Genomic DNA, 25,519 nt, shown 5'->3' on the forward strand with positions numbered 1-25,519 from the left:
ACCATGTCCAACCCACGTCATAATGAGCGCGATGTACGCGCTCCACGCGGCACCGAACTCAACGCCAAGAGCTGGCTCACCGAAGCCCCCCTGCGCATGTTGATGAACAACCTTGACCCGGATGTCGCCGAACGCCCGCATGAGCTGGTCGTCTATGGCGGCATTGGCCGCGCTGCGCGCACATGGGATGATTTCGACAAGATTGTCGCGACCCTCAAGACGCTCAATGAAGACGAAACCTTGCTGGTGCAGTCGGGCAAGCCGGTGGGCGTGTTCCGCACCCACAAGGATGCACCGCGCGTTCTCATCGCCAATTCCAATCTCGTGCCGCATTGGGCGACCTGGGATCATTTCAACGAGCTGGATAAGAAGGGTCTCGCCATGTATGGCCAGATGACCGCCGGTTCGTGGATTTACATCGGTGCACAGGGCATTGTTCAGGGCACCTATGAAACCTTCGTGGAAGCCGGTCGCCAGCATTATGACGGCAACCTCAAGGGCAAATGGATTCTGACCGGTGGCCTTGGCGGCATGGGCGGAGCACAGCCTCTCGCAGCCGTCATGGCTGGTGCTTGCTGCCTCGCAGTCGAGTGCGACGAAACCCGCGCTGATTTCCGCCTGCGCACCCGCTATGTCGATGAAAAGACCCATAGCCTCGATGAAGCTCTGGCAAAGATCGACGAATGGACCAAGGCAGGCGAAGCCAAGTCCATTGCGCTGATCGGCAATGCTGCCGAAATTTTCCCGGAACTCGTCAAGCGCGGCGTGCGCCCTGACATCGTGACGGACCAGACCTCGGCGCATGATCCGGTGCATGGCTATCTGCCAATCGGCTGGAGCGTCGCTGAATGGCGCGCCAAGCAGGAAAGCGACCCGAAGGCTGTCGCAAAAGCTGCCCGCGCTTCGATGAAGGTGCAGGTTCAGGCCATGCTCGACTTCCACAATCAGGGCATTCCAACGGTCGATTACGGCAACAATATCCGCCAGATGGCGCTCGAAGAAGGTCTTGAAAACGCCTTCGATTTCCCCGGTTTCGTTCCGGCCTATATCCGCCCATTGTTCTGCCGCGGCATTGGACCTTTCCGCTGGGCAGCGCTTTCCGGCGATCCAGAGGATATTGCAAAGACCGATGCCAAGGTGAAAGAGCTGCTGCCAGACAACAAGCACCTGCACAACTGGCTCGACATGGCGAAAGAACGCATCGCATTTCAGGGCCTGCCAGCCCGCATCTGCTGGGTTGGCCTTGGAGATCGTCACCGCCTCGGCCTTGCCTTCAACGAAATGGTTCGCAACGGCGAGTTGAAAGCACCTATCGTCATTGGTCGCGATCATCTGGATAGCGGCTCCGTCGCTTCGCCAAACCGTGAAACCGAATCCATGAAAGACGGCTCGGACGCAGTCTCCGACTGGCCGCTGCTCAATGCGTTGCTCAACACCGCATCGGGTGCGACATGGGTATCGCTCCATCATGGTGGCGGCGTCGGCATGGGCTTCTCCCAACATTCGGGCATGGTCATCTGCTGCGACGGTTCGGAAGATGCCGACCAGCGCATCGGTCGCGTGCTGTGGAATGATCCGGCTACCGGCGTTATGCGTCATGCCGATGCGGGCTATGAAGAAGCGCTCGACTGGGCAAAGCAGCAGGGTCTTCGCCTTCCGGCGATCCTTGGAAACTAAGAACCCAATCAAAGGCGGCCCTTATGGGGCCGCCTTTTTTTCATGTTCAAAAATACACGTAATACCGGGGAATATCGATGACGGACACAACGCTTAGCGGCCAGGAACCCTCACGCGGAACGGCGGCACTAAAGCTGGTGATATACAGCTTCATAGGAATCTTTTTCTTCTTCGTTCCTGTTACTATTGGCGGCAAATCCACCATTCTGCTCGATCATGCCGCAACGGCACTGGCAACAGAACTACGCCCTGTCGCTCTGGTGTTTGTCTGCCTGCTTATTGCTTATGGTGCGTTTGGACCGTTCGTCACGGGCACATGGAAGAAAAACCTGACGGAAAAAATCTTCTCGGTATTGCGTTTGCTCGGACTTGTTGCAACGGCCATGTATCTGGCAAATGTCGGTCCGGCATTGCTGTTCACTCCAGACATGCTGCCTTTCCTGTTTGACAAACTGGTGCTTTCCGTCGGCCTGATTGTGCCAATCGGTGCACTGGCGCTCGCTTTTCTGATCGGTTACGGCCTGCTCGAATTCACCGGCGTTATTGTGCAACCTGTGATGCGCCCCATCTGGCGCACACCGGGCTGGTCGGCAATTGATGCTGTGGCTTCATTCGTTGGAAGCTATTCGCTGGCACTTCTGATCACTGACCGCGTTTATAAAGAAGGCAAATACACAGCACGAGAAGCTGCAATCGTTGCAACGGGATTTTCGACAGTTTCTGCAACCTTCATGATTATCGTCGCACGGACGCTTGGTCTGATGGAGTCATGGAATCTGTATTTCTGGACGACCTTCTTCGTCACATTCATCGTCTCAGCGATTGCAGCGCGCCTGTGGCCGCTAAGCCGTATGGATCATCCAGAAGACCGCGACGTGCCGCTGCCAGCAGGCAAAGGTCGCATTGAAACTGCGATTGATGCGGGCATTACTCAGGCACAGAGCGCACCAAAGCTTTTACCTCTGCTCTGGGCAACTTTCCTTGATGGTCTGCGCATGGCATCGATGATTTTGCCAAGCATCATGGCCGTCGGCCTTCTTGGCCTGCTTGCAGCAAAATATACGCCGATTTTCGACGTCCTCGGCCTTGCGCTTTATCCGTTCACATGGCTCGCGCAGTTTTCCGATCCAATGCTTGCTGCGAAATCCATGGCATCCGGTCTTGCTGAAATGTTCCTACCCGCCATTCTTCTGAAAGATGCAGACGTCGCCTTGAAGTTTGTTGCTGCTGTGGTTTCGGTCAGTCAGGTTCTCTTCCTGTCCGCTTCTATCCCATGCGTTCTGGCGACATCAGTACCGCTCAAATTCCGTGATTTGATCGTCATCTGGTACATTCGCACGGCTTTGAGCATTCTGCTCACCGCACCCGTTGCTTTCTGGGCAGTATCAAACGGCTGGCTGAATTAATGGAATTCAAAGTCCTTAAAGCGCAGGATCATCGCCGCATGCCGTGGAAAAACGGCGGCGGTGTCACGGTCGAAATCGCAATCCATCCGATCAATGCGTCAGTCGATAATTTCGACTGGCGCATTTCCACTGCAACCGTTGCCAATGACGGCCCGTTTTCGGTCTTTCCCGACATTGATCGCACATTGTCGGTGCTGGAAGGCATCGGCATTGTTCTCGACGTTGAAGGTTTAGAAACGACTCTCAGCCGCGAGACAGCACCCTTTGCTTTTGCCGCCGACGCCAGCTCTGGTGCCCGCCTCATCGACGGAACAATCACCGATCTCAACGTCATGACACGACGCGGGCGCTTCACGCATCAGGTCGAACGTATTGTCACAAATGATTCGGCGATCATTGCACCAGATCGCGGCACTATGCTTGTTTTCTGTGCAGAAGGAAATTTTGAGCTAAAAAGCGACAGCAGAATCGCACATCTCGGCCAGCATGACTGCCTGATCCTATCGGGAGAGGCTCAGTTTTCTGTAGAACTTATTGGTAAGGGGATCGTCTATAAGATTTCGATTATACAACTATAATCAACGTCTTATGTTGTATTTTACCAGACGACAAAGCAAAGGCTTCTTTGCATATCTCTCTGGACAGAAATCATGGTCCTGCTAATTTGTCTGCAAGAATATGTATATGCTTAAAACAAAAAAGGGGTTCACATATGAAAACTTCATGGCTGGCAGGTGCAGCACTCGCAGCTCTCACCTTCGCTTCTGCCGCACAGGCAGAAACAAAAGTCGCAATCGGCTTTTCGGGCTGGACTGGTTTTGGTCCGCTGACACTTGCTAAAGAAGCAGGCATCTTCAAGAAGAACGGCCTCGACGTCACGCTCAATAAAATTCCGCAAGCAAGCCGCCATCTCGCGCTGGCGTCCGGCGACATTCAGTGTGCAGCGACCACCGTTGAAACATGGATTATCTGGAACTCCGCTGGCGTCAAAACCAAGCAGATTTTCCAGATGGACAAGTCCTATGGCGCGGACGGCATTGCCGTGCGCGGCGATGTGAATTCCTTCGCTGATCTCAAGGGCAAGACGATCGCAGCTTCGGCCCCCGGCACATCGCCCTATTTCTTCCTGGCCTATATGCTGGCCAAGAACGGCATGACGACCAAGGACGTGAAGATCGTCAACATGGAGCCGGGACCAGCAGCACAGGCTTTCGTTGCAGGCCAGAACGATGCGGCCATGACCTACGAGCCATATCTTTCGACAGTTCGCGCAGCACCAGACAAAGGCAAAATTCTCGCCACCACGCTCGAATATCCGGCAGTGATGGATACGGTTGGCTGCACACCAGACTTCCTCGAAAAGAACCCGGAAGCTGCAAAGGCAATCGCCACCAGCTATTTTGAAGCGCTTGAAATGATCGCTGCTGACCCAGCCAAATCCTATGAAATCATGGGCAAGGACGTGAAGCAGTCGGGTGAGGAATTTGGCAAATCGGCAGCCTATCTGCGTTGGCAGGACAAAGCCGCCAACCAGAAGTTCTTTGAAGGCGAGTTCAAGGAGTTTTCGGAAGAAGCTGCAAAGCTCCTGCTTGACGCTGGTGTAATCAAGACGAAGCCAAATCTCGACGAGATTGTTGATATCAGCTTTATCAAGTAAATGACCTCACAACGCAGACTCGGAGTTAGCTCCGGGTCTGTTTCATTTCCGCCTCCCCCTTGAGGCAACCGTCTGACTGAACGGATATGTCTATGCAGCCTATGCAACCCATCGGAAACGGAGCCCGGATTTTTTTGGGAATTCTGTTCTTCGTGCTTTTCTTCCTCTTCTGGGGCGTTGCCACACTTGGCGGCTTTGTCTCGTCCACCTTCCTTGCAGACCCGATCACTATGGTCAGAGACGGATGGGATCTCATCGCCAATCAAGGCTTTATGTCCGATATAGGAATGACAGTCTGGCGCGTGCTCGGCGGTTTTATTCTCGCGAGCCTCGTCGCCATTCCGCTCGGCATTGCGATGGGTGCATATAAGCCGATTGAAGCGCTGCTGGAGCCGTTCGTTTCTTTCGCCCGCTATCTGCCGGCATCCGCCTTCGTTCCGCTGTTGATCCTCTGGTCCGGCATCGGAGAAACTCAGAAACTATTGGTCATTTTCATTGGTGCCGTCTTCCAGATCATTCTCATGATCGCGGTCACTGTATCCAATACGCGTCGCGATCTCGTTGAGGCCGCGTACACACTCGGTGCGAAAGACAGCGGTATCATTCGCCGCGTATTGATGCCTGCAAGTGCACCAGATATCGCCGAAACGCTACGTCTGGTACTCGGCTGGGCCTGGACTTATGTGATCGTCGCAGAACTCATCGGCGCATCGTCCGGCATCGGCTACATGATCATCAATTCGCAGGCGCTGATGGCCACTGGCCAGATCATCTTCGGCATCATCGTGATTGGTGTCATTGGCCTGATTTCTGATCTCGCCTTCAAATATTTCAACCGCTGGCTCTTCGCATGGAGGTTTGCGTAATGGTTACGAAAACCGAACAGGAACTCGTTATCACGGGTGTGAGCCGCACATTCCCGGGCGTACATGGTGGCAAGCCGACACTGGCGCTACAGGCAACCGATCTCATCATTCCAAAAAATGATTTCGTCACCATTCTGGGCCCTTCAGGCTGTGGAAAGTCCACGCTTCTGCGCATCATTGCGGGCCTCGACAAGCCAAGCACCGGCACGGTGACGCTCGAAGGTCAATCAGTCAAAGGTCCCGGTGCTGATCGCGGCATGGTGTTTCAGTCCTACACACTTTTTCCATGGCTCACCATCCGGCAGAATGTCGGCTTCGGGCTTCGTGAAAAAGGTGTGCCGGAAAAGCAGGCGCGCGAAATCGTCGATAATTACATCGACAAAGTCGGCCTGCGTGGTTTTGAAAATCATTGGCCCAAGCAGCTTTCGGGCGGCATGCAGCAGCGCACGGCGATTGCCCGCGCACTCGCCAACGATCCCAAAATTCTGCTTCTCGATGAACCATTCGGCGCGCTCGACAATCAGACACGCGGACTGATGCAGGAGCTTTTGCTCGGCATATGGGAACGTGAGCAGAAGACCGTGATCTTCGTCACGCATGACATTGAAGAAGCGATCTTCATGGCAACACGCGTGGTCACGATGACGGCACGTCCCGGCAAGATCAAATCGATCACACCGGTCGATATCGAGCATCCGCGTTCTTATCAGGTCAAAGCCAGCCCGGAATTTTCCGAACTCCGCCTGAAACTGACCGAGGAAATCCGCGGTGAGGCAATCACGGCGGCCAATCAGGCCGCCTGAAATTAATGGTTCCTTGAGAATATCGAGTGAATTATGAAAGGGCCGCGACCTTTGTCGCGGCCCTTTCATTTCAGGACTTATCCCATCATGGCCGTTTCAGCAGAAGAACTTGAAAATCGCATCGTCTATGTCAATGGCGACTATGTCACCGCCCGCGATGCGCGCATTTCCATCTTTGACCGTGGCTTCCTGTTCGGCGACGGTATTTACGAAGTAACCGCCGTGCTTGAAGGCAAGCTTATCGACAGCGAGCCACATATGCGACGCCTGCGCCGCTCGACCGGTGAAATCGGTATTCCGATGCCGATGAGCGAAAACGAAATCGTCACGATCGAGCGCGAGCTTATCCGCCGCAACAATCTGACAGAGGGGCTGGTCTATCTTCAGGTGACACGCGGCGATGGTCGCGACCGTGACTTTGTTCCTTCAAAAGACATGAAACCTTCCGTGGTTCTTTTCACACAGTCGGTATCGCTTCTCGACAAGCCTGCGCTGAAAACCGGTGCCCGCGTGCTTTCGCTTGAAGACCTGCGTTGGAAGCGTCGCGACATCAAAACCGTCTGCCTCCTGCCGCAAGCGCTCGCCAAGGAAATCGCCAAAAATGCTGGCTGCGAAGAAGCATGGATGATTGAAGACGGCTATGTGACCGAGGGTGCCTCATCGACTGCCTACATCGTGACGCAGGACGATGTCATCGTCACGCGCCCCAACAGCAATTCCATTCTGCCCGGCTGCACGCGCCTGTCGCTCCTGCAACTGATCGCCGAGACCGGCATCAAGCTTGAAGAACGCGCTTTCACCATCGATGAGGCTTATGCCGCAAAGGAGGCTTTCCTCACCAGTGCTGGCACCTTTGTGACGCCGATCACCGTGATCGACAGTAAGCCGATCGCAGATGGCAAACCCGGTCCGGTCGCAGCGCGTTTGCGCCAGATTTATCTTGACCACGCCCGCCGCACAGCCATCTAAAAATACAAATCGGGCCGGAACAAAGTTCCGACCCGATTGCTTTCGCCTGCCTCTCCCACCAGGCGAAAAATCAAACTTTCATCGGCGCTGATTATAGACGTCGATGCAGACAGCACCCAACAGAACAATCCCCTTGATCACTTGCTGGTAGTCAATGCCGATGCCAAGAATCGACATGCCGTTGTTCATTACACCCATGATGAGCGCACCGATCACAGCACCTGTTACGCGCCCAACGCCACCATAAGCCGATGCGCCACCGATAAAGCAGGCCGCAATCACATCGAGCTCAAAGCCAAGGCCGGCCTTTGGTGTCGCAGTATTAAGACGTGCTGCAAAAACGAGACCTGCAAGAGCAGCCAACACGCCCATATTCACGAATACAAGAAATGTCAGCCGCTCGGTTTTAACACCCGAAAGCTTGGCCGCGTGACGATTGCCGCCAACCGCATAAATCTGGCGTCCTATCACCGTGCGGTTGGTGAGAAACGCGTAAGCTGCAATCAATACCGCCATAATGATCAGCACATTCGGCATACCCCGATGCGATGAAATCAGCAGCGCGAGATAAGCAATACCTGCAAAGAACAGTATGTTCTTGATGACAAAAAGGCCGAAAGGCTCTGTCTCCACCTCATGCGCGATGTGGCGGGCGCGCGATTTGGCACTTTGCCAAACAAGAAATGCCGCAATGATCACGCCCAGTATCAGCGATGTGAGATAGATACCGCCTGACGTTGTTCCCAGAAATTCAGGAATGAAGCCGGACGAAAGCTTCTGGAAGACCTGCGGAAACGGACCAACTGACTGACCGCCCAGCACTGCCAGCATCAAGCCTTTGAAGACCAGCATACCTGCAAGCGTAACGATAAAAGAAGGAATGTTGAAATAAGCGACCCAGAAGCCCTGCATCGCACCAATAATACCACCCGCTAGCAGGCACAAAATGGCAGCAATCGGGAACGGAATACCCCATTTAACCATCATCACGGCTGCAAGCGCCCCGATGAAGCCACAGACAGAGCCGACCGACAGATCGATATGCCCCGTCACAATGACCAGCAACATGCCGAGCGCCATAATGACGATATAGCTGTTCTGCAACACGAGATTGGTCAGGTTCAGCGGCTTCATCAGCACACCGCCGGTTACGATCTGGAAAAAGATCATGATCGCGATGAGCGAGAGCAACATTCCCGATTCACGCAGATTGTTTTTGAGATAACGCCCCACACCGCTCGGCGCTTTCGGGCCGCTCTGAATTACGTTCTCGCTCATTATTGTTTTCCCTTGTTCCGCATGATGGCGCGCATGATGTTCTCCTGCGTCGCTCCTTCGCCAGCCACCTCGCCAACGAAAGCTCCCTCATGCATGACGACAATGCGGTCGCAGATACCGATCAGTTCCGGCATTTCGGATGAAATGACGACCACGCCCTTGCCGCTGTCAGCCAGTGAATTGATGATTGTGTAAATGTCGTATTTCGCGCCCACATCGATGCCGCGCGTCGGTTCATCAAGGATGAGTACATCCGGCCCGGTGAAGAGCCATTTCGACAGCACCACCTTCTGCTGGTTGCCGCCTGAAAGCGTGCCGGTTTCCTGATAGACATTGTGACAGCGGATGCTCATCTGATCGCGATAGCTGTTCGCAACCTTCATTTCGCGAATACTGTCGATCACGCCCTTGGGGCTGACACCGCGCAAATGTGCAAGCGATATGTTGCGAGAGATATTCTCGCCAAGAACAAGGCCCAGCTTTTTACGGTCCTCAGTCACATAGGCGAGTCCCGATTTGATGGCGCGGGCAACCGTGGAAATATCGACCGGAGTTCCGTTCATACGGGCTTCGCCGGAAATATTCGTGCCCCATGAGCGCCCGAACAGGCTCATGGCAAATTCGGTGCGACCAGCGCCCATCAGGCCGGCAATACCGACGATTTCACCGGCTCGTACTTTAAACGAAACGTTTTTGACCGAGTGGCGCTCCGGATGCAGCGGATGATAAACGGACCAGTTATCGACTTCGAAAATCACATCACCAATCTTCGGGTCGCGCTTTGGATAGCGGCTTTCCAGATCACGATCGACCATCTTGCGGATGATATCGTCTTCCTCCACCTCGCCCGCATGGCAATCAAGTGTCGCCACAGCCTTACCGTCACGTAGCACAGTGATCTTGTCGGCCACTTCGCGAATTTCATTGAGCTTGTGCGAAATCAAGATCGACGTAATGCCCTGCGCGCGAAACTCGCGCAGCAATGCCAGCAAGGCCGCACTATCCGTTTCGTTGAGGCTGGCTGTCGGCTCATCAAGGATCAGAAGTCGCACACGCTTGGAAAGTGCTTTCGCAATTTCCACAAGCTGCTGCTTGCCGACGCCAATATCCGTCACCAGCGTATCCGGCGATTCCGTCAGGCCGACTTTCTTCAAAAGCGCCTTGGTGCGTTGATGCACTTCGCTGCGGTCAATAACACCATAGCTTGCCGGCGGATTGACGAGAAAAATGTTCTCGGCAATCGTCATGAGCGGTACCAACGCCAATTCCTGATGGATGATGACAATGCCAAGCGCTTCGGAATCATTGATATCGCGGAAGTGCCGTTCTTCTCCGTCGAAGAAGATCGAACCTTCATAGCTGCCAGAGGGATAAACACCCGACAGCACTTTCATCAGCGTGGATTTGCCCGCACCATTTTCGCCGACAAAGGCATGAATCTCGCCCGGCATCACGGTAAAATTGACATCACTCAGCGCTTTTACAACACCGAAGGATTTGCTGATGCCGCGCATCTCCAGGAGTGGTTTACCGGTGATATCCGGCTGGCCGCTGTTCTGCTCAAGCGGGACAGGATTGGCTACATTCATCGCTCGCTCCCATTACAAGCCTGCCATGCCACCATTCTGCGAACCCTCAGCTCTCAAAAAGACAACGCTGTCAATCTGTTAGCCTAACCCAGTTCGAAAACTGGGCGGCGGGGATGATGACAATGAGCAGGCATTCCGGACGCGCTTTTCAGCACGCGTCCGGGCACAAATTTACTGGATCTGGTCTTCTTTGTAGTAACCGCTATCGACCAGAACTTCTTTCCAGTTCGACTTGTCGACGATTACCGGCTTGAGCAGATAGGACGGCACAACCTTGACGCCATTGTCATAGGTCTTGGTGTCGTTCACTTCTGGTTCTTTTCCGGTCATCAGTGCATCGACCATATCGACCGTGACCTTGGCGAGTTCGCGCGTATCCTTGAAGATGGTCGAGTTCTGCTCACCAGCAAGGATCGACTTGACCGAAGGCACTTCCGCATCCTGACCGGAAACAGCCGGCATAGGCATGTCACCACTGCCATAACCTACACCCTTCAGCGACGACAGGATACCGATGGAAATGCCGTCATAAGGCGAAAGCACGGCGTCGAGTTTCTTGTCTGAATAGAAGGCCGAAAGGATCGAATCCATACGCGCCTGAGCCGTTGCACCATCCCAGCGCAGGGTTGCTACCTTATCCATACCAGTCTGGCCACTGGCAACGACGACCTTACCGCTATCAATATATGGCTGCAGAACGGACATTGCGCCATTGTAGAAGAAATAGGCATTATTATCGTCAGGCGAGCCGCCGAAGAGCTCGATATTGAACGGGCCTTCCTTGTTCTTAAGATCAAGCGCTTTTTCAATCGACTGCGCTTGCAGCACACCCACCTGGAAATTGTCGAAGGTCGCATAATAGGACACATTCGGTGTATCGCGGATCAGCCGATCATAGGCGATGACCTTGATGCCTGCTTCATTGGCCTTGGCCAGAACGTCGGAAAGCGTAGTGCCGTCGATAGATGCCACAACCAGAACCTTGGCGCCCTTGGTGACCATGTTTTCGATCTGTGCCAGCTGGTTCGGTACATCGTCTTCAGCATATTGAAGATCGGTTTGATAACCGCGCTCCTGAAGCACTTTTACCATGTTGTCGCCGTCTGCAATCCAGCGCGCCGACGACTTGGTTGGCATTGCTACACCCACAAGACCTTTGTCCTCTGCCTGTGCAAAGCCGGTAAAGGCGAGCGCGGCCATCGCGACTGCCAGTGTTAATGATTTCATGCCTGCCATTGTCTCACTCCCAAATTGGGACAGGCTTTTCTGCCTGTCGTTCTCCCAAAATTTCCGCCCCCGCCATTAGGCCCTGCGGAATTCCTCCAAAAACAAGTCGCCCAGCAAAAGTCTTAATGAGCCTCAGCCTGCGATCTTGTCCCATGCCTCAACCGCACGCTGCGCGCGTTCGCGCACGTCAGCGACAGTCAATCCAGCCTTGTAAAGACTGGAACCAAGTCCGAAGCAGCTCACTCCCGCTGCCCGATAAGTTGCAAAATCAGTCTCGGACACACCACCCACGGCGCCTACCGGAATACCCTTCGGCAACACAGCGGAGATCGCCTTGATACCGTCAGCACCCAGCACGCTTGCCGGGAAAAACTTGAGCGCCGATGCGCCAGCATGAATAGCGCTGAAAGCCTCGGTCGGTGTAAACACGCCGGGCATCGTCACCATGCCATGCTTAGTCGCACGGCGAATGACATCAGGCTCGACATTGGGGCTGACCAGAAGCCTGCCGCCAACATCATTGAGCCGATCCACATTCTCGACCGAAAGCACAGTGCCAGCGCCAATCAGCACATTGGCGGGCGCAAGCTTGGCAGCCTTTTCAATGGATACAAACGGCTCCGGCGAATTGAGCGGAATTTCAATCGCCTCAAAACCCACCTCGATCAGAGCGGTGACAACGCCTTCCGTTTCTTGTGGCCGAATGCCGCGCAGGATTGCCACCAACGGATAACGCAGCTTTGGCCATGCGATGCGGTCGCTCATCGTGCCGCTCCTCCGAAAGCGTGTTTTGCAGCCATGAACAGGCCGTCGCGCACCAGCTCATCGGCTGCAACGCGCCTGACCTTTAGCCCGGCGATTTCAAGCGCGCTGGCATAGAGCGCGCCCATCGTGTCGTCCGAGAGGAGCAGTACTTCTTCGGGTTTGCCGTAAAGCGTACGCCCGCCTGCGACTTCCAGCCCGATCAACAAGCCCGACAAACGAGCCAGCTGGTCGGTCGGCTTGCGATCATGGACGAGCCAGCCCGCGCGAATGGAAAAAAGAGCATTGGAAATCAGCGCCGGGTTTTCGAGTGAAGCTCTGACCCCGGCAGCAAAAGCCGCACCATTCGGATCTACCACCGCTGCACCTTCCAGCGCTCCCGCCAGCACCGATTTGTCCTTCAAAAGAGCGAACATTTCGCCGGTCATGAAGGTTCGGTAATCGGCGAGACCGCCATCGGCGATTCGCACCCATTTGGCATGAGTGCCAGGCATCACCACTACGGCATCCCGTGTTCCGCGATGCACAAGTCCAAGAAGCTTGGTTTCCTCGCCGCGCATCACATCAGGCGCGTCCTCACTGCGCCGTGCAACACCCGGCAGCATGATGACATGCCGTCGTGCAGGCACGCGAACCGCAGCAGCAACGATACTTGTCAGCCCGGCAGGCAAGCTCATATAGGGTGCTTCGATCCAGCCCGTGCGCGAACCCGCCATGCCACAGATCACAACCGGCAGATCATTCGGCGCATCCACGGAGGCAAGATGCCGTTCAAGCGTTACCTCAAAGCCGGCTTCTTTTGCGTGCAGCAGCCCATCGTCACCACGGCTTTCATTAAGCACATTGCCGTCCGCATCTAACGTCCAGAGGCGGAACCGGGTTGTTCCCCAGTCCGCAACTGCCGCAAATGGTATCTGAGCGCCGGACATCAATGGTTATCTCGCGGCAGGCCACGCGTATGCGCAATGTCCTGATACTTGACTGCATTTTCAAGAACCGCACCTGTTTCCATCTGGCCAACAACCGCGCGCTGGATTTCCTGCCACGGCGTCTGGCTTTCAGGATATTTATATCCACCAGCAGCTTCCAGAGCTTTGCGGCGCTCTGCCAGTTCTTCATCGGAAATCAGAATATCGGCGGTGCCGCGACCAAGATCAATGCGTACGCGATCACCCATTCTGAGCAACGCCAGACCGCCGCCAGCAGCAGCTTCCGGCGATGCATTGAGAATTGATGGTGAACCCGACGTACCCGACTGACGCCCATCACCAATGCAAGGCAGCGAGCTGATGCCCTTCTTGAGAAGGTAATCAGGAGCGCGCATGTTTACCACTTCCGCCGCACCCGGATAACCAATCGGGCCAGCACCACGCATGAACAGCACCGAACGCTCATCGATTTCCAGCGACGGATCGTCGATGCGATGATGATAATCTTCCGGACCATCAAAGACGATTGCCTTGCCTTCAAAGGCATTCGGGTCTTTTTCGTCCGTCAGATAGCGATTGCGGAACTCTTCCGAAATAACGCTCAGCTTCATAATCGCCGACGAGAACAGATTGCCGCGCAGCACGCGGAACCCGGCATGGCTCTTTAATGGCTGGTCGTAGGTCTTAATGACATTGCTGTCTTCAATGGTCGCGTTCTTGCAGTTTTCACCGATGGTTTTGCCGTTAACAGTCAGCGCGTCTTCATGAATGAGGCCCTGCCCCATCAGCTGATTAACGACCGCTGGCACACCGCCTGCATGATAATAATCTTCGCCAAGGTATTCACCCGCTGGCTGGAGATTGACCAGAAGCGGAATTTCCTCACCATATTTCTGCCAGTCATCAATCGTCAGATCGACGCCCACATGACGCGCCAGTGCATTCAGATGGATCGGCGCATTGGTCGAGCCGCCAATCGCGGAATTGACTCGAATTGCATTGATGAAGGCTTCCTTGGTCATGATGTCTGTCGGCTTCAGATCTTCATAGACCATTTCCACAATACGGCGACCGGTCAGATAAGACACTTCCTGACGATCACGGTAAGGTGCCGGAATTGCAGCCGAACCCGGCAGCTGCATACCGAGTGCTTCGGCAAGCGAATTCATCGTGGTCGCCGTACCCATCGTGTTGCAATAGCCGGTCGACGGAGCGGAAGACGCAACCAGCTTGATAAAGCCCGCATAGTCGATTTCGCCCTTGGCGAGCAGTTCACGCGCCTTCCAGACGATGGTGCCCGAACCCGTGCGTTCGCCACGGAACCAGCCATTGAGCATCGGCCCAACCGACAGCGCAATCGCCGGAATATTGACGGTTGCTGCTGCCATAAGACAGGCAGGCGTGGTCTTGTCACAACCAATCGTCAGCACAACGCCATCGAGCGGATAGCCATAAAGCACTTCGACAAGGCCGAGATAAGCGAGGTTTCGGTCAAGGCCCGCAGTCGGACGTTTGCCGGTTTCCTGAATTGGATGGACCGGAAATTCGATCACGATACCGCCCGCTTCACGCACACCTTCACGCACGCGATTGGCCAGTTCCAGATGGTGACGGTTGCAAGGTGAGAGGTCCGAGCCCGTCTGCGCAATGCCGATGATCGGTCGACCGGATTGCAACTCTTCCTGACTGAGACCGTAATTCATGTAGCGCTCAAGATAGAGCGCAGTCATATCGACATTGTCCGGATTATCGAACCATGCGCGTGAACGGAACTTTGGCGTCTGAGGAGTAACGGGCTTATTCATTTCACTGTCCTGCGTGGGTAAGAGACCGCCGGGCGGTCCCAATTCCTAGTCTATAAATTCTTCAACCACATGCCGCTGTCCCAGAAGGAAGACATCGGCAACATGGGTCAGAGGTGCCAGGTCAACATCGCTCTGCCCTTCGCCAACCAGCTTCACAAAATTCTGGTAAAGACGCTGATATTCACGATCAGGCTCGGCCATTTTCTCCGTGCCTGCAATGGTCAGACGGCTGCCGCCATGGCTCAACAGCAGCATTCCTTTATCGGTCTCGACACGAATATCCCATGTCTGCGGACCAGTCTGGCGCCAGTCGAGTTCAAAGGAAACCGGAACACCGCTTTCCGTCTCAAACGCGAGATCAGCTGCAATCGGTGCCGCACGATTTTCTGGGAAATAGAGATCGGACTTCGTCAGGAAAAACCGTTCCGGCAAAATATGCGTGACAATCGACAGCGCATTGATGCCCGGGTCGAATACACCAAGACCACCCGGCTCCCAGATCCACTGCTGGCCGGGATGCCAATGGCGCACATCCTCTTTCCACGACACCGCAACAGATTTGATTACAGCGCCTTTCAGAAATTCGCGGGCAGGTTCAACGGCTGCAGCTTCGCGTGAATGCCAGGTCGCATAAAGCGTAACGCCCTGCTTTTCAGCAAAACGCCTCAGCGCCTGCACTTCCGAAATCGTTGCTCCCGGAGGCTTCTCCAGCATCACATGCTTACGCGCCTTCAAGGCTGCATAAGCCTGGTTGAAGCGCCCCTGCGGCGGGGTGCAAAGCGACACCGCGTCAATGGCGACATCGCTCCCTAACAGCTGGTCGATATCGTGAAACGATGGCACACCATCAAGACCAGCATTGCGGCTGGCAATGGCTTTGAGCTCAATGCCATCAACAGCTTTAATCGATGGCAGATGCTGATCGCGGGCAATCTTGCCGAGACCAACAATTGCCAGATTGATATTGGATGCGGTCGCCATTTCAGAGCGCCTTCACGGCAATGTCTGCGGCTTTCGCCTGCGCCAGCCTGTTGACCAGCGGATAACGGAAAGGCTTTGCCGAAATTTCGAACTGGTCGCCATTTTCCGTCTTCACACCTTCCGAGAAGGACAGTGTCGCGGTGCCAAAGAAATGCACATGAATGTCGCCCGGACGACGGAACAGTTCATATTTAAAATGATGATGTTCCAGATTGGCGATCGTGTGCGACATGTTCGCTTCGCCTGAAAGAAACGGCTTTTCAAAGATCACCTGATCGCCGCGACGAATACGCGAAACGCCTTCAACATGATCCGGTAGATCACCCACATAAAGCTCAGGACCAAGCGATGCCTGACGCAGCTTGGAATGCGCCAGCCAGAGATAATTCTGCTTTTCCGTCACATGATCGGAAAACTCGTTGGCAAGGCAGAAGCCAAGGCGGAACGGCGTACCATCCGGGCCGATCAAATAAATGCCTGCGAGTTCCGGCTCTTCACCACCATCTTCGGCAAAAGATGGCGAAACAAGATCACCACCTGTTTCAACCAGCGCCGAACCATCGCCCTTATAGAACCATTCCGGCTGCACGCCGGTTTCGCCGGGCTTTGGCTTGCCGCCTTCAACACCCATCAGAAACATACGCATGGAGTCAGTCGGCTTTTCAGCAGCTTGTGCTGCCTTGTGCATCTTATCGCGACCGTCAGCAGAGCCAAGATGTGTGAGGCCCGTGCCTGCAACAATCAGATGTGCTGGATCTTCATGCGTAATCGGCAGGCCAACCTGACCGCCTGCAAGTGCTGCATGAATATCGACAGCCTCGCCCTTGCCATTGCGCTCTACCTGTTCGGTGAGACTGATGCCTGCCGAAATTGCAGCCCATGCCAGTTCGTAAGTCGTAGTCACGCCATTGACGACATGTGCAGCACCCTCATCATCGCAAGCAGCCACACGTGTTTCTCCGCGCAGATCGCGGAACTGTATCAGACGTAACATTGAACCTCCCATTTTCCGCGAAACTCACGCGGAACATTCTTCCCAACCGTTGAAAAGCACTGATGTGTCAATCAACGGTTCCTTCTTATTAATATGACTATTTTGTCAAACACCCACTTGTCAAGCAAGCGAAACACAGCTCAGATCACCCTCCAAGAGACGCTACCCCCACTGGACAGTTAAACCTATGATTTACATATGGAATTGACGGATATGCACGTTTGTCGCACCCCCAATTTTCAGCGAACAACCGAAATGCGCTTGCCATAAAGTAATATTATATGCTTCATAATCGCCAAGGCCGGGAGGGCCTTTTATTGGGAGGAACTATTATGAAACGCAGTTTGACGGCCCTGACGGCCGCATTTTCTTTTGCCCTGATTTCAAGCGTATCTGCAGCCTCATTGACTGTCGGCTTTTCGCAGATCGGTTCGGAATCGGGCTGGCGCGCCGCCGAAACAAGCGTAACAAAGCAGGAAGCTGAAAAGCGTGGCCACACCCTCAAGTTTGCCGACGCACAGCAGAAGCAGGAAAATCAGATCAAGGCCGTTCGTGGCTTCATCGCGCAGGGCGTTGACGCCATCCTGATCGCGCCCGTTGTCGCAACCGGCTGGGATGCGGTTCTGAAAGAAGCAAAGGAAGCTGAAATTCCTGTCGTGCTTCTCGATCGTCAGATTGATGCGCCGGAAGACCTTTATCTTACCGCCGTTACCTCGGATCAGGTCCATGAAGGCAAAGTCGCTGGCGAGTGGCTGGTGAAAGATGTGGGCGACAAGCCGTGCAACGTGGTCGAGCTTCAGGGCACCACGGGTTCGTCCCCTGCAATCAACCGCAAGAAGGGCTTCGAAGAAGCACTTGCAGGTCACGACAATATCAAGATTTCCCGGTCGCAGACCGGTGACTTCACCCGTACCAAGGGTAAGGAAGTCATGGAAAGCTTTATCAAGGCCGAAGGCGGCGGCAAGGATATTTGCGCCGTCTACGCCCATAATGACGACATGGCTGTAGGCGCAATTCAGGCAATCAAGGAAGCTGGTCTCAAGCCAGGCACCGACATCAAGATTGTCTCCATCGATTCAGTGCCGGATATTTTCCAGGCAATGGCCAGTGGTGAAGCCAACGCAACCGTCGAACTGACGCCAAACATGGCAGGCCCGGCATTCGATGCCATCGAAGCTTTCAAGGAGAAGGGCACCGTTCCACCAAAATGGATCCAGACCGAATCCAAGCTTTACACGCAGGCTGACGATCCGAAGGCTGTGTATGAGGCCAAGAAGGGTCTCGGCTACTGATCGCATCATCTGATCCGGGCTACGCAGAGGCGTAGCCCGGATAGAATTCGCAAATCAGCAGGCGGAAAACAATATGGCTCGCTCTGATACCAACGCGGCGTCGGCACTGGCGACACCGCTGCTTGAAGCTCGTGGAATAACAAAATCATTTTTCGGCGTCACAGCGCTTGATCATGTCGACTTTGCCCTCGCGAATGGTGAAATCCACGCTTTGCTTGGCGAGAACGGCGCAGGCAAATCGACACTGATCAAGATATTGACCGGCGCTTATCATAATTTTGACGGTACGATCCTGCTCGAAGGGCAGTCGATTGCCCCAGCCTCCGTTACGGATGCGCAAAAACTTGGCATTGGCACGGTCTATCAGGAAGTCAATCTTCTCGAAAACCTGACGGTCGCCGAAAACCTTTTCCTCGGTCGCCAGCAAAGCCGGTTCGGCTTTGTCGATCGCCGCCAGATGGAACGTGATTCAAGTGCGCTTCTCGCACGCTACGGCCTGACGATTGATGTCAGCGCGCCGCTTTCAGCCTATTCTGTCGCCATACGCCAGATCATCGCGATCGCCCGCGCAGTCGATCTTTCCGGCAAGGTTCTGGTACTCGATGAACCCACCGCCAGCCTTGACGCGCGGGAAGTCGAAATGCTGTTCGGAGTGTTGCGGCAATTGAAAGCCGAAGGCCTCGGCATTATCGTCATCACCCACTTTCTGGATCAGGTCTATGCTATTGCCGATTGCGCCACCGTATTGCGCAACGGACGGCTTGTTGGCAGCCGCAACTTGTCGGAATTGCCGCGCACCGATCTCATTTCGATGATGCTCGGCCATCAGCTGCAAGAGACCGTGCGCCGACAGCTCACTGAAGAAATAAACGATGACACAACTGCGCCCATTCGCTTTTCGGATTTTGGCAAAAAGGGTAGCGTTGCGCCTTTCGATCTTGCGATCAAACCGGGCGAAGCCGTCGGAATTGCCGGATTGCTCGGCTCTGGACGCACCGAAACCGCACTTCTGATGTTCGGCGTCGATCAAGCCGACAGCGGCGGACTGACGGTGGACGGCCAAGACACAAAACTGCCGACACCCGTGGCAGCCATCGCTGAACGCTTTGCATTTTGCCCTGAAGAGCGCAAAACGGATGGCATCATCGGCGATTTTTCTGTGGCGGAGAATATCGCGCTCGCCATACAAGCAAAGCGTGGCTGGTCAAAGCCAATCTCCTCCCGTGAAAAAGATGCCCTCGCCCAGCGCTATATCAAGGCGCTCGATATCCGACCGCCTGACCCCAACAAGCCGATCAAATTTTTGTCCGGCGGCAACCAGCAGAAAGCCATTCTGGCGCGCTGGCTCGCAACCGATCCACGCCTGTTGATCCTCGATGAGCCGACGCGCGGCATCGACATCGGCGCACATGCGGAAATTCTGAAACTGATTGGCGAACTCTGTATTGAAGGCATGTCACTTGTCATCATCTCTTCGGAGTTCGAAGAACTGGCTGCCGTCGCCAATCGTGTCATCGTGCTTTCCGACCGGCGCCATGTCGCAGAACTTAAAGGCGAAGAAATCACCGCCGACAATATCGTTCGCGCGATTGCCGAGACCGGTCATGTGAGCGAAAAGGAAGCTGCAGCATGATCGCTCGCCTGCTCAAAAAACTCAAAAGACTAGCGCCCCAGCTTGCGGCCCTTGCTGTGATCCTTGCCATAAACACAATCATTTCGCCGGGATTTCTGGATATTTCATTTCAAAATGGGCGCCTCTATGGAAGCCTGATCGATATTCTGGTACGCGCAGCGCCTGTTGCCATTCTCGCCATCGGCATGACACTGGTGATCGCCACGCGTGGCATTGATCTATCCGTGGGCGCAGTGATGGCGATAAGCGGCGCCTGTGCCGCTTCACTCGTCGTCTCTGGCTATCCGCTCGCAATTGTCATTCCCGTAGCACTCGGCGTTGGCCTTCTATGCGGGTTGTGGAACGGTTTTCTGGTAGCGGTCTTCGACATCCAACCCATCATCGCGACACTCATTCTGATGGTTGCAGGGCGCGGCATCGCGCAGCTCATCACTGAAGGTGCGATCCTCACCTTCAATAATGATTCATTCGCGGCGCTCGGTTCAGGCTCGCTGCTTGGTGTCCCTATTCCAGTGCTGATCTGGTTACTTGCTGGCATCGTCGTCGGTATAGCAGTGCGTTCGAGCGCCCTCGGATTTCTCATCGAGGCAACCGGCATCAATCGCCGCGCAGCGATGCTCGCCGGAGTAAAAGCGCGTTTTCTTCTATTCAGTGTCTATGCTGTTTCAGGCGTCGGTGCAGCACTCGCAGGTCTGATCGCAACTGCCGATATTCGGGGCGCAGATGCCAACAATGCAGGCCTCTGGCTTGAACTCGACGCCATTCTGGCTGTCGTCATCGGCGGCACATCGTTGAATGGCGGGCGTTTCTCGATCATGGCCTCGCTGCTTGGCGCGCTCATCATCCAGTCGATCAATACCGGCATTCTGATGGCGGGTTTCCCACCGGAATTCAACCTGATCATCAAGGCGGGCATCATCATTGTCGTGCTAACATTCCAGTCACCGGCGATTGTCAACCTGATCGCTTTCCTGCGTTCTGAACGCAAAGGCAATACCGCCAAAGCGACACATCACAACCAGCAGGGAGCACAATAATGAGAGTGCTTCGCAATCTTCCATTTCTGACCACAGTCGGCATTTTTCTGCTCGCCTATGCGATCTGTGTCATCCAGTTTCCAAACATGCTTTCAACGCGGGTCATTGGAAATCTGCTGACAGATAACGCCTTTCTCGGCATTGCTGCGGTTGGGATGACTTTTGTTATCATCTCGGGTGGGATCGACCTGTCCGTTGGATCAGTTATCGCTTTCACCAGCGTTTTTGTGGCGGTCCTTGTCGGTCAGCTAGGCGTACATCCTCTTGTGGCCTTCGGCCTTGTTCTGGTGCTTGCCGCACTTTTTGGCGCGTGGATGGGCATGATGATCCATTACCTCGGAATCCCGCCATTCGTGGCAACGCTGGCAGGCATGTTTTTAGCACGTGGCGCGGCCTTCCTCATCTCGACACAATCCGTGCCGATCTCACACCCATTCCTCGATACGCTTCAGGGGCTTTATTTCCGACTTCCAGGCGGCGGCAGACTGACGTTTATCGCAATGGTGATGCTGGTCATCTTTATCATCGGCGGTATTATCGCGCATCGCACTCGCTTTGGTGCTAATATTTATGCACTTGGCGGCAATCAGCAATCAGCAGAACTGATGGGCGTACCCGTCGGTCGCACAACAATCGGCATCTATACGATGTCCGGTGTGCTTTCGGGTCTCGCTGGCATTGTCTATACGCTCTACACTTCTTCTGGCTATTCGCTGGCAACCGTTGGCGTAGAACTTGATGCCATTGCTTCTGTGGTTATCGGTGGAACACTTCTGACCGGCGGCGCAGGACTTGTGGCAGGCACTTTTGTGGGCATTCTGATACAGGGTCTGATACAGACCTATATTGTTTTCGACGGCACGCTGTCTTCCTGGTGGACGAAAATCGCAATCGGTATATTGCTGTTCCTGTTCATTGCGCTACAGCGGGGACTTGTCTGGTTTGCGGATTTGAGGCTAGCTCGCCAACGTATGAAGGAGGCCTGAATTGGGATTGCTGGAAACGGCTATAACGGGGCGTAAACGCCATAACAGCCACTCGGTTGTCGTGGGTGAGCTTGGTCGTGGCATCGTCGCAGGTACCATCCCCGAAGGTTCGATCCTGCCAGGCGACAACGAATTATCGTTGCGTTTTGGCGTTTCCCGCACTGTTCTGCGTGAAGCGATGAAGACCCTTGCCGCAAAGCGTCTAATTGAAGCTAAAGCCAAGGTTGGCACCCGCGTTCTGGGTCGCGCAAGCTGGAACTTCTTTGATCCCGATGTGCTGACATGGCGCTTTGAGGCGGGTTTTGATGAAGTCTTTGTCGATCACCTTGCAGAAATGCGTATGGCGCTCGAACCTGCAGCCGCAGCCGCAGCCGCAGTGCATGCAACGAGCGATGAACTCATTGAGCTCTATGCCTTGGCCGCAAAATTCGATGACCCAACACATACACCGGAATCGATTGCCAAGGTCGATCTCGAATTTCATCTCGCCATTGCGCGCATGTCTGGTAATCCATTCATGCGCTCAGTCAGCAGCTTGATCGAGGCAGCTCTCGCCATCTCGTTTCAGCTATCCTCACCAGCAACGTCCCCTGAAGGCATTGCGGAGTGCGCCGCCAACCACCTGCGCATTGCTCACGCAATCGCGTCACGCGATCGCCAGAAAGCGCGCGCAGCCATGGAAAGTGTCATCACTCTTGGCGTCGAACGCATCCGCGTTGCGATATAATCAGCTTGTTACGAAACCTTCAGATCAAACTTCGGATCGCCGCGTAACGTATTGCTGACAGTGCAGATTTCCTCGGCCATCTCCGCAAGACGATGCTTTTCATCTGCTGTGAGATCACCATCAAAATGGAACGTTATATCGAACCGTTCGATGCGTGACGGGCCTTCATGTGCCTTATCGCCTTTTACTTCCACCCGAACATCGGTGAGCTTTTCACGCAATTCGAGTTTGGTGGCAGCAATGCGCGCACTCAGCGCCATGCAGGCAGCAACGGATGCATAGATCAGGTCAAGCGGATTAAAGCCCGCCTGACTGACGCTCGTCACGAGCTCCACCGTGCCGCCTGTCGGCGTGGTGATCGTTGGAAGCTTGCCGTGCGGCATGTCCGCAACTGCACCGGTTTCACGGGTTCTAACCTTCAACTCACTCATGCCAGAACTCTCCTGTATTCGACACAGCGCGCAAGCCAGCAGCCAACGCTCACATCTGTTATCACCCCCCTGTCGTCGCGACGGAAAACAAGTTTCCATTCACCGGGCGACGGCGCATCCAGTGAGCGTTGCACCGGCAACAGCCAGACATCCGCGCCAGCACTATAAAGTGGATACATATCGCTCTTGCCAAGGAAACCTTCGAAAGCACCATAGATCGCGCCGCCTTCAGAAACGAGCAAAAGATCAGCATTGAGCTCGTCACTGTGATAGCGGCCTATGATGTCCTGCCTGGCCTCGCCCTTGATGCGGTTCATCATGAGGCGTAGGTTCTCGTCGTCGCGCAAAAGCTCAATCACATCGCCATCGCGCCGGATCGTTGTCATGGACGAACGCGCTTCATTCGCGCTCTCCACATCCATCATTTCCGGTCCTGTGCCAAAACGTGCCTTCAAGCGGCCACAACCGGCATCTTCAAGGCTCAGAACAAGACCAGTGTCCTGACACAACCATGAACCGAACCAGGCTGTATCCGCTTCCGCGCGCTGTGGTTCAGAAGTCGATACGCCCAACGCGATATTCATCAATTTGAAGGCAACGTCCGAAGCTCCGCCCTCGAAGTTGAACATGGCAATCGTCGATAACCGCTCATCAGCACAATGCCAGCGCTGACAACGCCAACCGCGAAGAGCGCCGCCATGGCCAGTCAGCCTCTTACCACCTGTTTCCTCAAACTTGAGGCCGAAGCCATAAGGCGCATTCGCACCATCGATGAATGTTTGCGGCCCACTCAAACGGCGATACAAGCCGGTCTCATCGCCCCGCGTTGCATCGATAAATTGCTCCCAGGCGATCATGTCATCAAGGGACGCACAGATGCCTGCGTCCCCCATCCAGTGAAGACGATTGATCGCGGGCAGAAAGCCGCGAACAGTATCGCCCTCATATCCGGTGCATTCATTGAAAAGCGCTGTATCCGGGATCAACTCGGCTGTCTTCATGCCCGCCGGCTTGAAAATACGCTCGGACAGAAGATCGACCAGCGTGCGTCCGGTATGGGCTTCGATGAGGTCCGCCAGAATACGGAAATTGCCATTGCAGTAGGAATAGTGCGAGCCCGGTTCAAAATGCGTGGTTTTCAATCGTCGCAGCAGACTCTGCGCATGTTCTGGCAAAAACACGGCTTCAGGATCCGCGCCGCACAAAACCGTCAACGCCCAATAATCGCGCAAACCTGACTGGTTGTTGCAAAGATCACGAGTGCTCGGGCGCTCTTCTTCGAACTTGTCGAGATAAGCTACCAGAGCATCGTCCAGCAATTCCGGTTCACCAACAGCGTCAAGCAACACGCCACAAGTGAACTGCTTGCTGATCGAGCAAATCGGCATCCGCGTTTCTGCGGTCATCACCTGCCGCGTTGCAAGATCGGCAAAGCCCCAAGCGTGTCGCAGAACAACCTCGCCATCCTTGACGACGGCAACGACACCGCCCGGTCCTTTGTAGTTTTGCGGAATTTGGCGAACGAAGGCTTCAAGGGCAGACGTATCAAGCTTGGACATGATTTACTCAAGATTCACGAGGCGACTCAGATAAAAATGATGCCTAAACACGCATCATTTTACCCGATCTATCAAGGCCATAGCCGCGTGCGGATTCTGCGCCTTATGGCCGCTGATAACATAGAGATAGACATCGCGGGCCACATTATCAGGCATTGGCGGCTTAATTGTTTTAAGACTGTCGGGTACGTGTCCTACCGCAATCGCTCTGGCTCGCTCTGCCCAATGATCAAGTTCAGCTTCACTGTAACCGAGCTTCTTGTCTTCCTGCGTACCCATGATGCGCAGATAGGCAAAAGGCGCTGTCATGTCGGCAATTTCGACAAATTTGCTGTCACCCGCAATCACCACCGCAACGCCATATTCCCACAGCAGTGCAATGAAATCTGGCGAGTTGAAACTGTCGTGACGCACTTCGACAGCATGGCGCAGATCGCGCCCATCGACACGTTTTGGCAAAAGTTTGAGGAAAGCCTCAAAGTCCACCGGATCGAATTTCTTCGTGCCCATGAACTGCCAGTTGATGACGCCGAGCTTGTCTTTCAGCTCAAGAAGACCGCCGGTCACGAATTTCTCGATACCCTCGCCTGCTTCGGCCAGCACCCGTCGATTGGTCGAAAAGCGAGGTGCTTTCAGCGAAAAAACGAAATTATCCGGCGTTTCGTCATGCCACTTGGCAAAAGTCGTAGGTTTCTGCGGGCCATAATAGGTGCTGTTGATTTCGATAGAAGTCAGCTTGCTTGAAGCGTATTCGAGCTGGCGCTTTTTGGAGAGCTTTTCCGGATAGAAACTCTTGTCCCATTCCTCAAAAGCCCAGCCGCCAATACCCACACGAATTTTGCCTGAATTTGTCTGGCTCATTTTCTCCATACCTCCCCGACATGAGTTCATGAGCGTTGCTCATCATGTTT

General features: G+C 54.5%; 23 protein-coding genes. 12 read left to right on the forward strand and 11 right to left on the reverse strand.

Annotated features, from left to right (window positions below; all coding sequences use genetic code 11):
• Positions 1-3: 3 nt before the first annotated feature.
• The 7 genes from hutU (at position 4) to ACSME1_RS03965 (ending at position 7,378) form a co-directional block, all read left to right on the forward strand.
• Entirely contained in the window at positions 4-1,677 is a 1,674-nt protein-coding gene (gene hutU / locus ACSME1_RS03935) for a urocanate hydratase (RefSeq protein ID WP_024899327.1), read from the forward strand.
• Positions 1,678-1,754: 77 nt separating this feature from the next.
• On the forward strand, positions 1,755-3,083 hold the full coding sequence (locus ACSME1_RS03940; RefSeq protein WP_024899326.1) for a YjiH family protein: 1,329 nt from the start codon (positions 1,755-1,757) through the stop codon (positions 3,081-3,083).
• Positions 3,083-3,661 carry a HutD/Ves family protein gene (locus ACSME1_RS03945; RefSeq protein ID WP_024899325.1) on the forward strand — a complete coding sequence of 193 codons (579 nt, stop codon included), beginning with the start codon at positions 3,083-3,085 and terminating at the stop codon, positions 3,659-3,661. The genes ACSME1_RS03940 and ACSME1_RS03945 overlap by 1 nt, the downstream gene beginning before the upstream one ends.
• A 134-nt stretch (positions 3,662-3,795) precedes the next feature.
• Positions 3,796-4,740 carry an ABC transporter substrate-binding protein gene (locus tag ACSME1_RS03950; RefSeq protein ID WP_105705681.1) on the forward strand — a complete coding sequence of 315 codons (945 nt, stop codon included), beginning with the start codon at positions 3,796-3,798 and terminating at the stop codon, positions 4,738-4,740.
• A gap of 92 nt (positions 4,741-4,832) precedes the next feature.
• Positions 4,833-5,606, forward strand: coding sequence for an ABC transporter permease (locus ACSME1_RS03955; protein WP_024899323.1), 774 nt, complete (start codon positions 4,833-4,835; stop codon positions 5,604-5,606).
• Positions 5,606-6,409 carry an ABC transporter ATP-binding protein gene (locus tag ACSME1_RS03960; RefSeq protein ID WP_100558670.1) on the forward strand — a complete coding sequence of 268 codons (804 nt, stop codon included), beginning with the start codon at positions 5,606-5,608 and terminating at the stop codon, positions 6,407-6,409. The genes ACSME1_RS03955 and ACSME1_RS03960 overlap by 1 nt, the downstream gene beginning before the upstream one ends.
• 87 nt (positions 6,410-6,496) lie before the next feature.
• Positions 6,497-7,378, forward strand: a complete 882-nt coding sequence (locus tag ACSME1_RS03965; RefSeq protein WP_105705679.1) for a D-amino-acid transaminase — start codon at positions 6,497-6,499, stop codon at positions 7,376-7,378.
• A gap of 78 nt (positions 7,379-7,456) precedes the next feature.
• Here the strand turns inward: ACSME1_RS03965 and mmsB are convergent, their stop codons facing one another.
• From mmsB to araD1, 8 genes are all read right to left on the reverse strand, one after another.
• Entirely contained in the window at positions 7,457-8,656 is a 1,200-nt protein-coding gene (mmsB, locus tag ACSME1_RS03970) for a multiple monosaccharide ABC transporter permease (protein ID WP_024899320.1), read from the reverse strand.
• Complete coding sequence (gene mmsA, locus ACSME1_RS03975) at positions 8,656-10,245, reverse strand: multiple monosaccharide ABC transporter ATP-binding protein (protein WP_105705677.1); 1,590 nt, start codon at positions 10,243-10,245, stop codon at positions 8,656-8,658. The genes mmsB and mmsA overlap by 1 nt, the downstream gene beginning before the upstream one ends.
• 171 nt (positions 10,246-10,416) lie before the next feature.
• Positions 10,417-11,481: a multiple monosaccharide ABC transporter substrate-binding protein gene (chvE, locus tag ACSME1_RS03980; protein ID WP_024899318.1), complete on the reverse strand. Its 1,065-nt coding sequence runs from the start codon at positions 11,479-11,481 to the stop codon at positions 10,417-10,419.
• A gap of 123 nt (positions 11,482-11,604) precedes the next feature.
• Complete coding sequence (locus ACSME1_RS03985; RefSeq protein ID WP_435654939.1) at positions 11,605-12,237, reverse strand: 2-dehydro-3-deoxy-6-phosphogalactonate aldolase; 633 nt, start codon at positions 12,235-12,237, stop codon at positions 11,605-11,607.
• Positions 12,234-13,163 (reverse strand): 2-dehydro-3-deoxygalactonokinase, encoded by a 930-nt coding sequence (locus ACSME1_RS03990; RefSeq protein ID WP_024899316.1) that lies wholly within the window; start codon positions 13,161-13,163, stop codon positions 12,234-12,236. The genes ACSME1_RS03985 and ACSME1_RS03990 overlap by 4 nt, the downstream gene beginning before the upstream one ends.
• Entirely contained in the window at positions 13,163-14,968 is a 1,806-nt protein-coding gene (locus ACSME1_RS03995; RefSeq protein WP_024899315.1) for an IlvD/Edd family dehydratase, read from the reverse strand. Before ACSME1_RS03995 ends, ACSME1_RS03990 begins: the two co-directional genes overlap by 1 nt.
• A 45-nt stretch (positions 14,969-15,013) precedes the next feature.
• Positions 15,014-15,949 (reverse strand): Gfo/Idh/MocA family protein, encoded by a 936-nt coding sequence (locus tag ACSME1_RS04000; RefSeq protein ID WP_024899314.1) that lies wholly within the window; start codon positions 15,947-15,949, stop codon positions 15,014-15,016.
• Between the two features lies 1 nt (position 15,950).
• On the reverse strand, positions 15,951-16,943 hold the full coding sequence (gene araD1 / locus ACSME1_RS04005; RefSeq protein ID WP_024899313.1) for an AraD1 family protein: 993 nt from the start codon (positions 16,941-16,943) through the stop codon (positions 15,951-15,953).
• A gap of 332 nt (positions 16,944-17,275) precedes the next feature.
• Here araD1 and ytfQ point away from each other — a divergent pair, with 332 nt between their 5' ends.
• The 5 genes from ytfQ (at position 17,276) to ACSME1_RS04030 (ending at position 22,618) form a co-directional block, all read left to right on the forward strand.
• Positions 17,276-18,235: a galactofuranose ABC transporter, galactofuranose-binding protein YtfQ gene (gene ytfQ, locus ACSME1_RS04010; RefSeq protein WP_024899312.1), complete on the forward strand. Its 960-nt coding sequence runs from the start codon at positions 17,276-17,278 to the stop codon at positions 18,233-18,235.
• Positions 18,236-18,308: 73 nt separating this feature from the next.
• Positions 18,309-19,868: a sugar ABC transporter ATP-binding protein gene (locus ACSME1_RS04015; RefSeq protein WP_105705675.1), complete on the forward strand. Its 1,560-nt coding sequence runs from the start codon at positions 18,309-18,311 to the stop codon at positions 19,866-19,868.
• Positions 19,865-20,905: an ABC transporter permease gene (locus tag ACSME1_RS04020; RefSeq protein ID WP_024899310.1), complete on the forward strand. Its 1,041-nt coding sequence runs from the start codon at positions 19,865-19,867 to the stop codon at positions 20,903-20,905. Before ACSME1_RS04015 ends, ACSME1_RS04020 begins: the two co-directional genes overlap by 4 nt.
• Entirely contained in the window at positions 20,905-21,891 is a 987-nt protein-coding gene (yjfF, locus tag ACSME1_RS04025) for a galactofuranose ABC transporter, permease protein YjfF (RefSeq protein WP_105705673.1), read from the forward strand. Before ACSME1_RS04020 ends, yjfF begins: the two co-directional genes overlap by 1 nt.
• A 1-nt stretch (position 21,892) precedes the next feature.
• Positions 21,893-22,618 (forward strand): FadR/GntR family transcriptional regulator, encoded by a 726-nt coding sequence (locus ACSME1_RS04030; RefSeq protein ID WP_024899308.1) that lies wholly within the window; start codon positions 21,893-21,895, stop codon positions 22,616-22,618.
• An 8-nt stretch (positions 22,619-22,626) separates the two neighbouring features.
• Here ACSME1_RS04030 and ACSME1_RS04035 read toward each other — a convergent pair whose 3' ends face one another.
• The 3 genes from ACSME1_RS04035 to ACSME1_RS04045 are packed head-to-tail and all read right to left on the reverse strand — an operon-like array spanning position 22,627 to position 25,469.
• Positions 22,627-23,049 (reverse strand): OsmC family protein, encoded by a 423-nt coding sequence (locus ACSME1_RS04035; protein ID WP_100558660.1) that lies wholly within the window; start codon positions 23,047-23,049, stop codon positions 22,627-22,629.
• On the reverse strand, positions 23,046-24,608 hold the full coding sequence (locus tag ACSME1_RS04040; RefSeq protein ID WP_024899306.1) for a D-aminopeptidase: 1,563 nt from the start codon (positions 24,606-24,608) through the stop codon (positions 23,046-23,048). Before ACSME1_RS04040 ends, ACSME1_RS04035 begins: the two co-directional genes overlap by 4 nt.
• A 54-nt stretch (positions 24,609-24,662) precedes the next feature.
• A complete protein-coding gene (locus ACSME1_RS04045) occupies positions 24,663-25,469 on the reverse strand; it encodes a DUF72 domain-containing protein (protein WP_024899305.1) in 807 nt (268 codons plus the stop codon).
• Positions 25,470-25,519: the final 50 nt, after the last annotated feature.

It is taken from the genome of Brucella pituitosa (assembly GCF_965577835.1).
Taxonomy (GTDB): domain Bacteria; phylum Pseudomonadota; class Alphaproteobacteria; order Rhizobiales; family Rhizobiaceae; genus Brucella; species Brucella pituitosa.